This window comes from Paenibacillus sp. YAE3, assembly GCF_057546105.1.
Genome location: NZ_BAAIYF010000009.1, coordinates 282,934 through 293,589, shown reverse-complemented (window position 1 = coordinate 293,589; position 10,656 = coordinate 282,934). Strand labels below are relative to the sequence as shown.

The window sequence follows — 10,656 nt, the reverse complement described above, 5'->3', positions numbered from 1 at the left end:
CTTCCTCCATCCTTGAGGTTTTTGGGTTTGGTCACTTGAAAACTTCTCCAAGTTGGGGTGAAGTCCCTTTTTTATGTCCGAAAATCCTTACGGCTCAAGGCCTCAGATTACTGCAAAACGCTCATATTGTCTGAAGCTGCTCCTATTTCGATTTTATTTAATCCAAGTTCCTCAAAGGCATAGTTTATTAATATTTTAGCGGCCTTCGTAATGAATCCCTTGCCCTCATATTCCTTCCCCAGCCAGTATCCAATTTCAGTTTTTTTATTTTCCTGGTCTAAGTATAAGTAACCGATTGATCCCACAAGTTGATCTCCACACCATATTCCTAACCAGTAACCTTCATCCTTAGCGTATCTGAGACGTGTTCTTTCTATAAAGGTTCTTGAATCGTCCGCTGTTAATGTCATACTCGGGAACTTTAGCCACTTACCAATATGATCCCTGTTTCTGTCAATCAAATCATACAATTTTTCTGCATCTTTAATCTCCAATAACGACAAATAAGTAGAGTCATCCACCTCGTATTTAAACATCGTTTTTTTCTCCTTTGCTTCTAGATAATAAGTTCTATATAATTTCCCCTAAATATGTTGTTGCATGCTTTCCTTTACTGTAAGAATCAATAAGACTTCTGAATCCTGCCGGAAATAACGGCTCTTCCATTATGTTGTCAATTTCTATCCATTCGATTCCTATCTGGTTTTTGTCCATTGCTGTCCCATCGATTACATCAGCTTCTTTCAGAATCGCGCTAAATATAAATTCAACCCTATGGATGCCTTCATCTAAAAAGCATTCCCTTACATATAGTAATTCTTGTACTTCAATTTCATATCCTGTTTCCTCTGTACATTCCCTGACCAGACATTCCTTAAGCATCTCGCCAGGCTCTTGCCCTCCTCCAGGCAATAAATAAAATACTTCATCCTTATCTTTAAGCTTGGTTACAAGTAATTTATTATTATGTATGATTACAGCTTTCGTTGAATTCCTTATCCTCATTGAAATCTCCTTTAGTATGTTTTGTATTGTTTGCAAGAATCTCTGATAGCCTTGTGCGGACCGAGAGATGGCGTGCAATTCAACCCTTTTTCAAAATAAGGAATCCAGGTAGCCGGGAAGCCAGTTTGATGCGCGATCTGATATAGATAGCTCAACTGCTTCGTGATAAATAAGCATTCCTTGCGATGCCCTTCCCACCGGATGTTACCGTTCGTTTAATCCCTTGCCGTCGAGAATTTGCTGCGTACATTTTTCGACCCGGGACTCTCTGGTTTTGGATTGTTTGGGCGCCGAAAAGTAATACACGTACGCTCTCTGCCGCCCTGGCGTCAAGGCATCAAAGGCCGCTTTCAAGGCAGGGTTTTCATCGAGTTTATGTTGAAATTCTTGGGGAATATCAAGTTCTGTTTCTTTGATGATATCCACTTTCACGCCGGATTGTTCTACTTCAATGGCTTCCGCAATATAAGCTCTCAAGATGGGTTCCAGCCGTACGATTTCTTGGGTATCGTTGAACCGAATCTGGCGTCCTACCTTCGTATTCTCCCCGGTTTTGACAAGAATCCCATGAGGGTCTTGCAACAAGTAACCTTTAAAAAACAGAAGCGCCAAGTAAGCTTTAAACCCTTGGATGATCACGATGTTTCGTCCCTGGGACGAATAACAAGGCTTCCCCCACTTCAATTCTTCGGTAAGCCCACAGTCCAGCAGGATCTCTCTCAACTTCTCCATTTCTTCAAGCCACTTCGTGGCTCTGCCTATATATGCATCTACTTTGGGATTCATTTTATTTTCCATGGCTATGCCTCGTTCCTTTTCTCGCAGCAGTTTAGGTATATATCATATTTGTTTACAGAAAGTTGTTTGCGGATACGGGGTGGGACGGTTAGCTGAATTCATCTCACAATCGGTTGGGTAGATTAGGAAATGATAAGATCATTTTAATGTGCATTGACCATGCAGCTCAACACCCTCCATTTTACCCTTTCAAAAGAGTCCCCTCATCGTTTCAGTTCCGTTCAAACGGATTGGTTAAAAAAATCGGGCAAATGTTGTTTTGCCCGAAACAGTTTAAAATGGATATATGGAACTGAGGCCGAAGGAATTCGATCAACCAGGAGGTCAAGATTTTGGTTTAAACGTAATTCCCAGCTTCTTAAAATACGGCTCCAGCTGCTCTGTCAACTGATCGATCTTCGATTCATCTTCCTCTGAGATTCGTTCTACATGAATGCTTCCATCCGGATCAAGCGTCTTGTCGTCATAATCCTTCAATTCATTGATCAAAGTTTGGAACTCATCGAATTCCTCTTTACTGAATGCCTGCCTGGCTTGGTCTACGATTCCTCCCCAGAAAGCAGCGTTATCTACCATTTTAACTTCCCTTTTTGGGGTTGATTGAATTTCGTTCAATTTATTAAAGATAGGTTCTAGCTCAGACGTTAAGCTTTTATAGCGTTTAAGCTCCTCCGCGCTCAAGCGCTCAGGATGAACATCCCCATTAGCATCGGCAATGTTCAAATTCATTGTTTCCAACTCTTGAAGTAAAGACAGCCATTTGGTAAATTCCTCTTCACCGAGGTTTTGCTTGGCGCTCTGCAGCTTTGCCTCGAGCTCTTCGTACTGTTTTGGACTTACCCCATACTTGGCGATATTCTCCTGCGAACCGTAGATGGAATCCGCAATGTAATTGTACCCGGCATATGCACCAGTCGGGATTAACAAGGCCGCGGCCAAAATGCCCGCAGCAATCCATTTTTTCATTCGCCGTCCAGTTTGAACAGTTACGACCTGGTTCAGTATTTTTCCCTTAAGATCAGCAGGTGCGCTCCAATCTTTGGTTTCTTCCGTAAAAGCCGTTTTTAATCTTTCATCAAGACTCATTTAGTTTCTCCACCCTTCCCAATGCCGGAATGTTCATATTCTGTTTGTTACGTATCTTTTGCAGCGCAGCATGGATCCTTGATTTTACGGTACCGAGAGGGATCTCGAGTATGGCTGCAATCTCTTCTTGCGTGTAATCGTTTAAATAATGCAGGATAATTACGATCTTCAGCTTAAAAGGAAGCCGGTCTACGCATGCAAGCAGCGAACGGTTCGATACCTTGTTCACCACTTCATTGGAGAAATCATAGGCCACCAGTTGTTCAATCTGTTCCACTCTTTTGATGATTCGTACATGTGTCCAGCTTTTTCTTCGGTGGGCTTGAATTTGACGCATCACGATGCCCATGAACCAAGGCCGAAACGGCCTGTTTGCATCAAACTTGCCCAGAGACCGATATGCTTGAATGTAGATCTCCTGAATGACATCCTCTGCGTCAGACTGTTCTTTAACAAGAAAACAAACGGTTTTGTAAACGTCCTTGATGGTTGCTTCATACAGCTCGCCAAATGCATCACGGCTTCCCGCTAATGTCAGTGCAACGAGCCTTGCATATTCAGTTGAATGATCCATCTGCCACCTCCCCTTAGGCCTTACAGTATTTATTGGTAAAATCGAATGATATCGTTCGAATTATTTTCAAAATAAATCTGCGGAATGGTCAAAAAATGATAAAAGTCCTCCGTTTATAACCATCGAAGGACTTTTTTTGGGGGTGTATTTAATTAAATTGGATTGTGGGTATCTCCTATAAACTCTCTAGCCCGTATGGGATTTGTGCCTTTTGTCGTTCTTGCGAAAGACCATAAGTGAAAATAAAAGCCCCCATATAAAACCGGTTATATGACCGCTAATACTTATACGTTCCATAAGAAACGTACTGCCCCAACCAAGGAATGACCAAACAAATAACATAATAACCGTTTCTTTTCTGAAAACAACCCGTTTAGAAATCATGATGCAATAATATACAGCCATGATCCCAAAACAAATTCCCGAGGAGCCAACCAGACTGTTCGTTGACAATATTAAAAAGTCACCCATTGGAGTTAGTATGATATTCATCATTATGAAAATCATAAACTTTCTTCGCCCCAATATGTATTCAATGGGAGGAGCCATGATATATAGAAACAAATTGTTACTTAGGTAGTGTTGAATTCCATTATGTAAAAAAGCATAGGTGGCAAACCTCCAAGGCTCATACCTTCCAGAGGTAATTCCAAACAAGGATTGGACATAGCCGCTTCCACAAATTCCATTGAAAATGACCGTAATGAAAAATAAGCAAGTGTTAATTGCAATGATATAAAACGTAACAGGATATAGCGTCCTAAACTCCTTAAGCGTATTCCCATATTCAATGTTCATTTCATTATTCCTCTTTGACCTCAGTTTCGGGCCACAGCGTCATCACGTTTCATGAACTATACGCCAAACTGTTTTAAATGATGGTCCAAATGTTTATAAATGCCCTTGCCCCATTCTTCAGGAGAGAATTTGCCGAAAAAAGGATGGGGTCGGGTCGTGCATTTCTCGGGTCCATTATTTTGAAACGTAATTATTTTTTGTATTAATGTTTCTTTTTCCGCGTCAAAATCCCTTTCATCTACAATCATGATATCCGGAATCGTGGACATATTCCGTGGAAGCGGCTTGTCGTTGTAAAAGATGGGTTTCACAAACTTTCCTATGACCACCCCGAGCCAACTTCTTGAGGAAGAAGAGTTCCCCATCGCGATCTCCTGAAAAGATGAGCAATGAGCTAACATTTGCGCGACATTCATTTTACCCCAACGTGGTTGCGAATCTCGGCGTAATCGTTTGATACGGGCAATAATTTCATTGGTGTGGCATGGTTCAAAAATGCTATTCATTAGAACGGCTCCTCCCGAAAAAAAGGTTTTTTATGCGCTGAATTCGTATAACGTTCGTGTATTCACGAATTGCTGCTGAATATCCATTCTGAACCCGCTTCTTACTCATCAAGTTTCTAGATCCAAGTATTTTTTCCACTTCTTTTTTTGAGAAAGGATAGATCGATCAAATTCTGTTTTGGCTATGCCCTTCAATTTTTTGTAAATCTGTTCTTCAAATCTGTTTTTCTGTATAAAAATCATCGCAAGGGATTCTCCACAGCTTGCTTTAATCATATCGTTAGCCGAATCATCATTGATTGTTACCACTAATGCCTCGATAACTGTTTCATGGCTGTATCCACTTAGATCCATCGCAGCATCATCCCGCTCGGCCTCTGAAGCTCTTCCATCTAGCAATATTTCAATGAGTCTTTCCCATGGCTCCATAGCGATCCCCCGAAGTTTATGTAACTTCCTCTTTCACTTCTTTTTCTACCTCTTCATATCTTTTAGATAACGTTCTTGTATCAACGAACCCTCACCACCTTAAAGGACATTAGTCCCGGCCGTTGCGCGGTTAGGTGGTGCAGGGCTGTCTGCTTGATCCAACTTCTCCGATTATCTTCGGGCAGACCATGGAGCGTTGAGGCACAGCGTAGATACGTGTTATCTGTTGGACCTGTCCCCACCTCTTCAAATCAAGACAGGATATCGGCCCCGTCAACTTTACTCATGATTTGTTCTTCAGAAAAACCAAACCACGTCATTTCATACAAACAAAGCGCCGCTATTTGTTCGCTTGAAAAGCGATCAAGTACTTTATGATCTATATAAAAGCCTAGCCACTCCTCCCAATTATTTGCGGAGATGTCCCAGTATCCATCCCACTCGGATGAATTATTTTTTCCATGCACCCGATACTCCACATAATCTTCGTCAAGAGAAGCATCAGAATCAACCTTGTCTATATGTATGATCATCTCCTCTACATTTTTTGCCGGATCTTTTGAAAGTAAGGATTTATATACGGTTAGATATTTTCTCTTTGTGCGGTTCATATTCGGATAGTATTCAATCAATTTGTCCCAAATCTCTTCGAAAACGACTTTGTTTAAAATCTCTTTAAAGGTAATCATGTAATTGAACTCCCGTTATTTAAGGCTCCGTTCGGAGCCGCTTTGTGAAAATATATGCTTCTCGGCCTTATCTCAGGCTGGGTTGTATGTTGTCTGCCATGTCTTCCTAGATTATACATCCGACAGGCAAGGGACGGTAGTCCCGAAGCATAGACGTTATTATCCAAATCCTCCGACTTCTCCGAATAGATGCCACCATGTAATGTTTTGTTCTTTTATCGATTTCTCAGGCGCAAAGTTTATTTATTGTAAATGACTGGCGTTTTAAATGCCCAGTCCTTCCATAAGGAATCATCTGTCACCAGTTCAGCCATAAAATGACTTACATTCACTCTGCTTGTTTTACCTGCATTGAATATGGGGCTTCTTGCTGGAGATTCACAAATTTCATACGGACTGTACTCATCATGATTGACTAATGTATCCGGCCGTACGGCAACCCATTCTACCTGGTCGTTCTTTTTACCCATTTCGGTAATCAGATAATTTACTGCCTTGACGTTATCCATGTGAGGAGGAAGCAAGAGCTTTAGTAAAGAAAGGATAATTTTTTCTCCGATTGAATGGGTCTCCCCCGACAACGTATTCGTATAACCGGTTGTACTCATCAGTATGAGTTTCACCCTTTTGTCAGCCCTTTTTTTGACTGTCTCACAGATTCCTTTTATTGCGTCAAACACCAAATATCGAGGTTGGCCAAACATCCCTTTGAACGTCATATTGTGACCAAGACAGGAGATCACTGCATGACAATCCCGCAGGAGAAGATTCAGCTCAGCATCATTTAATTCATTAATATTCCCCTGCACGATTTCCACCAATGGATTTTCTTGCATATATATGGGGATCACTGCGCTTTTTCTGACGAGAATCCGGGTATGGATTTTTCTGTTGATGAATTGCCTCACGACTTGTTGACCGGTAGCGCCGCTTGCCCCAAGAACCAATACTCTCATATTCTTTCTCCGTTATTATTGGATTTTATATCCATAGGATTGAACCCTCTGACGATCAGGAATATAGCCACTACCAGTTCGCAAAAAGCTATTGGCGCGTTTAACATAAAGTAAACCGGGCTCACTAATTCGATCATATTCAACATCAACAGCAACGTAGCCAGAAGAGTCAAGGTAGAACCGACGATCCCCCATATCGATAGCCACCTTGAGATAAGTCTAATTTTATATAGGCAATAATAGAGGATCAAACCGCCAATACTCCATGGCAATATCATTCCTATATGATTCAGCATATCTCTGCCTTGTCTAAGCAATTCAGCTATAACTTCAAAATACGATGAGTCCGCTTGGCCGGCAGCTGCGGAATTTTGACTCAACCCTAATAAAAGAAGAAGAGAGCCTATACCGGCAAAAAGAAATCCAGTTCCAATAATCCTGAAACCGAAATATCCAACCGCAAGACTTTTGTTGTAATTTTTTAGTATGAGGTAGAATATTACGGTTACAACGACATATACTACGGCCATTGCCGCTTGAAAAAAGGTAGCAATCAAAACCTGCATTTCGATCCCTGATAACTTTTCAAGATAATCTGGACGTTCTAACGCAGGAACAGAGCTAAATATTCCAAATACAAAACTGAATATGAACAGCAGCCCAAGAAGGATCGCAGCTTTTCTGTTGGATTTGATGACTATTCACTCCTTTATCGTTTTGTGAATACCCGAGGTTCGCCGAAGGCCAAAATATGGCTGGGCGAAGCAGGGTATTCGCTGTTTCGGGGATATTTTTTCATTCGTTTGTGGAGCATTCATTATTCGTTTGAAATTATGGCGGCAGTTGGACCTTATCCGTCAGGAACTCACCACGGGCCGCCTGATTGAATCCCTGATGATCAGCCAGACGTTTACGAACAGTATATTTGCTGCAAGGTATGGCCGGGTAGATACTAAAGTATGTTTCGAAATAAAAAAGGTCCAAGCAGTGCCTATAGGCACTGCTTAAGACCGGAGTAACTTGCAGGATATCCACGATTTAAATCAGTCCGAGCTCCCTGGCACGTGCGATTGCTTCGGTTCGCCTTTTCACCTGTAATTTATCAAAAATGTTGCGATTATACCCCTTCACTGTACTTAAGGCAAGGAAAAGCCGGTCGCAAATTTCTTGATTAGAGAGACCTTGGGCGATCAGTTGCAGAACTTCTAGTTCACGCTCGCTTAAGGCATCGATTACAGGCTCGAAACGGATAGGATGGCTGCCAGCCGCAAAATCGTATAGCTTCTGTTCAGCATGCATGTTAGACAGCAAAAATCGGGTATAATCCGGCTGGAGCCGACGAGAAGCCGCTTCCGTCAATAAATCAAGCATGGGCTTACCTTCATCGACAAAAAGACGAACGAAGCCCTCGCTCTTCGCCATGATCAAAGCATCATTTAATCTCTGCAGCGCCCTCTCCAAATTGCCTTGGGCCTGAAAGGCTAACGCTTGGAGTATAATCAGCTTGAGCTGTTCGTTCTTCCATTGCTTTACTTTCGCTTGGTCATATAAGGTACCCAGTATGGCAAGGGCCGCTCTTGCATTTCCTTGGATGATATGGATTCTTGACTGTAGAACAGGTAATTCACTCGTTTCCACCAGCTTTACGGCTTCCGGAAGGTTGCCATGGTGAAGAGAAATCAGAAGCTCCAATTGTTTTACTTCGCTCAAGAGACGAGTAAAGGGAAGTTCCTGCACTTCACGACGAGCTTTAGAAAGCAAAGCTTCCGCGGCAGAAATATCTTGTCCGGCGAGCTTCAATTTTGCTGCAAATAATTCGCTGTCAGGCAGCCTGTCCGTGTTCTCAAGCTGTCCGGCCAACAGGATGCTCTGCTGTATATGCCGTTCAGCTTCATCCAGATGGTTCCATTCATAGAAAATGCGAGCCATGCCCAAGTATGCATCGCACGCAACCGGCAGCGGCGGTTCGCCGGCGAGTTGAATGACTTGTCTATAGGTTTGTACGGCCAAGGTCAACTGATTGTCCTGTTCCTGGATCTGGCCTGTGCCTAAAGCAGCCATCAGCGCAATAATCACATGTCCGATCCGCCGGCTTATTTCTAGCGCCTCTGCATAAGCTTGTCCGGCTGCCGCGCGATTGCCCTGCAACTGGTAGGCCACGCCTAACGTCCAGGTTGTCGCTGCACGTACGGGCAGGTTACGGGGGTGCAGATGTTCCAGCGCGATGAGTGACTGGGCAATAATGGTGTCTGCATCGTTCTTAATGACTCCGAGCGTGGCCTTGATCGAGGCGATATGTCCGATTAGATCTTGATCGATCTCATTGGGATCGAGAGGCTTCATGGCCGTTTCGGCCGCGGAAAGTTTCTGTTCGATTCCGTTCAATTGCCCAATCATCAACAGGGCGGAGGCATAAATTACCCACAACGACGGGCGTTTATTGAGCGTGGACTCGTCCTGGCTCTTTAACCAGGTTAATACAGGATGGACAGCGCCGCGAAAGTGTAAGGGCATTCCCCTTCCTTCAATCAATGTTGCGGCCCGATCCACATCTTGAGCTGCCGCAGCGTGCTGAAACGCTTCGATCTCAAGTTCATTCTCTTCAAACCAATGACTTGCCCTAGTATGCAGAACGGCAATCTCCTCGGCCTTGTACTTGTTGGCATGGTAAAAACGCCGGCGCAACAAATCGGCAAACAGGTGATGGTAACGGTACCAATGACGCTCGCTATCCAACGGGACGATAAAAAGGTTGGAACGCTCCAGATACTCCAGGATTTCCTGTCCTCCCCTACCATTCTGCAGAACCGCTTCACAGAGGGAGCCGCAAAATCGATCAAGAATGGATGTATGAAGCAAAAAGGTCTGAACTTTTTCGGACTGCAGCATAAGGACTTCCTCCATCAAATAGTCCAACACGAAACGATGGCTGCCGGTAAAGGATGAGACGAATTGGGCCGTATTCGAACAACCTTGCATTGAGATCGCAGCTAATTGCAATCCGACAATCCATCCTTCGGTACGTGCCTCCAGAGAAAATACCTCTGCAGATGATAGCTTAAGCCCCATAATCTGGTTAAAAAATAACGTCGCTTCATTCTGGGTGAAACGCAGGTCGTTTCCACGCAGCTCTGTTAATTCGTTTTTTGCCCGTAATCTGGCGATCGGCAGCTGCGGCTCTTCGCGTGTCATGATGATCGAATGCATCCGTGATGGTTGATGATCGATAAGAAAAGACAGAGCATTTTGTACGGTTTGAGATTCAATGGCGTGGTAGTCGTCAAGAACGAGAATGAATGGATCTGAACCGGATGACGATATTTCATTGACTAAAGCCGTAAGTATGTATTTGACCGGCAACGGTTGCGGAGAATGCAACGCTTTCCATATACCTTGGTCGTTAACGTTAACGATGTTCTTTATTGCAGCAATAAGATGAAGAAGGAATCGCACAGGATCATTGTCCCCTTCATCCAGCGACAACCAGGCGGCCGGGCGTCTACAGTCAGCAAGCCACTCGCTGACCAACGTGGTTTTACCATAGCCGGCAGAAGCGGAGATCAGCGTTAGTTTTCTTTGCTGACCTTCGTACAAGCGTTCGAACAAATGTGAGCGGTGGACCACTTTCGATCGCGCTGGCGGAATGTGCAGCTTTGTGGTTAATATAGGTATGTTCATAAAATATCTACACCACGCTTTTCATTTTTATTACGCTTTCACCGCTATTGTGGTTAATACATTCATTCAGATGAATTATATTTGTTAGTAAAACTCTTTCATCCATACGGGAGATGATACCTCTGCCTTCTCGGTCC

12 protein-coding genes are annotated in these 10,656 nt (G+C 43.4%); all 12 read right to left on the bottom strand.

Features of this window, described 5'->3' with window-relative positions; translation table 11 throughout:
* Nucleotides 1–107: 107 nt before the first annotated feature.
* Entirely contained in the window at nt 108–536 is a 429-nt protein-coding gene (locus AC27KL_RS19235) for a GNAT family N-acetyltransferase (protein WP_487170698.1), read from the bottom strand.
* A 34-nt stretch (nt 537–570) separates the two neighbouring features.
* Nucleotides 571–1,005, bottom strand: coding sequence for an NUDIX domain-containing protein (locus tag AC27KL_RS19230; RefSeq protein WP_339322103.1), 435 nt, complete (start codon nt 1,003–1,005; stop codon nt 571–573).
* Nucleotides 1,006–1,209: 204 nt separating this feature from the next.
* Nucleotides 1,210–1,803 (bottom strand): YdeI/OmpD-associated family protein, encoded by a 594-nt coding sequence (locus AC27KL_RS19225; protein WP_339322104.1) that lies wholly within the window; start codon nt 1,801–1,803, stop codon nt 1,210–1,212.
* 324 nt (nt 1,804–2,127) lie between these two features.
* The gene (locus AC27KL_RS19220) at nt 2,128–2,889 is read right to left on the bottom strand and encodes a DUF3600 domain-containing protein (protein WP_487170697.1); all 762 of its coding nucleotides are present in this window, start codon (nt 2,887–2,889) and stop codon (nt 2,128–2,130) included.
* Nucleotides 2,879–3,463 carry a sigma-70 family RNA polymerase sigma factor gene (locus AC27KL_RS19215; RefSeq protein ID WP_487170696.1) on the bottom strand — a complete coding sequence of 195 codons (585 nt, stop codon included), beginning with the start codon at nt 3,461–3,463 and terminating at the stop codon, nt 2,879–2,881. Before AC27KL_RS19215 ends, AC27KL_RS19220 begins: the two co-directional genes overlap by 11 nt.
* A 186-nt stretch (nt 3,464–3,649) precedes the next feature.
* Entirely contained in the window at nt 3,650–4,261 is a 612-nt protein-coding gene (locus AC27KL_RS19210) for a rhomboid family intramembrane serine protease (RefSeq protein WP_487170695.1), read from the bottom strand.
* A gap of 56 nt (nt 4,262–4,317) precedes the next feature.
* Nucleotides 4,318–4,767 carry a DUF1569 domain-containing protein gene (locus AC27KL_RS19205; RefSeq protein ID WP_487170694.1) on the bottom strand — a complete coding sequence of 150 codons (450 nt, stop codon included), beginning with the start codon at nt 4,765–4,767 and terminating at the stop codon, nt 4,318–4,320.
* A gap of 108 nt (nt 4,768–4,875) precedes the next feature.
* Nucleotides 4,876–5,196, bottom strand: coding sequence for a hypothetical protein (locus AC27KL_RS19200; RefSeq protein WP_487170693.1), 321 nt, complete (start codon nt 5,194–5,196; stop codon nt 4,876–4,878).
* A gap of 251 nt (nt 5,197–5,447) precedes the next feature.
* Nucleotides 5,448–5,885: a DUF6557 family protein gene (locus tag AC27KL_RS19195; protein ID WP_487170692.1), complete on the bottom strand. Its 438-nt coding sequence runs from the start codon at nt 5,883–5,885 to the stop codon at nt 5,448–5,450.
* 239 nt (nt 5,886–6,124) lie between these two features.
* Nucleotides 6,125–6,841, bottom strand: coding sequence for an NAD(P)-dependent oxidoreductase (locus AC27KL_RS19190; RefSeq protein WP_487170691.1), 717 nt, complete (start codon nt 6,839–6,841; stop codon nt 6,125–6,127).
* Nucleotides 6,838–7,497 carry a DUF4386 domain-containing protein gene (locus tag AC27KL_RS19185; protein WP_487170709.1) on the bottom strand — a complete coding sequence of 220 codons (660 nt, stop codon included), beginning with the start codon at nt 7,495–7,497 and terminating at the stop codon, nt 6,838–6,840. The genes AC27KL_RS19190 and AC27KL_RS19185 overlap by 4 nt, the downstream gene beginning before the upstream one ends.
* Before the next feature lie 382 nt (nt 7,498–7,879).
* Entirely contained in the window at nt 7,880–10,519 is a 2,640-nt protein-coding gene (locus AC27KL_RS19180; RefSeq protein ID WP_487170690.1) for a winged helix-turn-helix domain-containing protein, read from the bottom strand.
* Nucleotides 10,520–10,656: the final 137 nt, after the last annotated feature.

Coding starts and splice junctions, on each gene's coding strand:
- AC27KL_RS19210 (WP_487170695.1), bottom strand. CDS start 4,261: ATGAACATTGAATATGGGAATACGCTTAAGGAGTTTAGGACGCTATAT.
- AC27KL_RS19215 (WP_487170696.1), bottom strand. CDS start 3,463: ATGGATCATTCAACTGAATATGCAAGGCTCGTTGCACTGACATTAGCG.
- AC27KL_RS19235 (WP_487170698.1), bottom strand. CDS start 536: ATGTTTAAATACGAGGTGGATGACTCTACTTATTTGTCGTTATTGGAG.
- AC27KL_RS19220 (WP_487170697.1), bottom strand. CDS start 2,889: ATGAGTCTTGATGAAAGATTAAAAACGGCTTTTACGGAAGAAACCAAA.
- AC27KL_RS19195 (WP_487170692.1), bottom strand. CDS start 5,885: ATGATTACCTTTAAAGAGATTTTAAACAAAGTCGTTTTCGAAGAGATT.
- AC27KL_RS19180 (WP_487170690.1), bottom strand. CDS start 10,519: ATGAACATACCTATATTAACCACAAAGCTGCACATTCCGCCAGCGCGA.
- AC27KL_RS19200 (WP_487170693.1), bottom strand. CDS start 5,196: ATGGAGCCATGGGAAAGACTCATTGAAATATTGCTAGATGGAAGAGCT.
- AC27KL_RS19205 (WP_487170694.1), bottom strand. CDS start 4,767: ATGAATAGCATTTTTGAACCATGCCACACCAATGAAATTATTGCCCGT.
- AC27KL_RS19230 (WP_339322103.1), bottom strand. CDS start 1,005: ATGAGGATAAGGAATTCAACGAAAGCTGTAATCATACATAATAATAAA.
- AC27KL_RS19225 (WP_339322104.1), bottom strand. CDS start 1,803: ATGGAAAATAAAATGAATCCCAAAGTAGATGCATATATAGGCAGAGCC.
- AC27KL_RS19190 (WP_487170691.1), bottom strand. CDS start 6,841: ATGAGAGTATTGGTTCTTGGGGCAAGCGGCGCTACCGGTCAACAAGTC.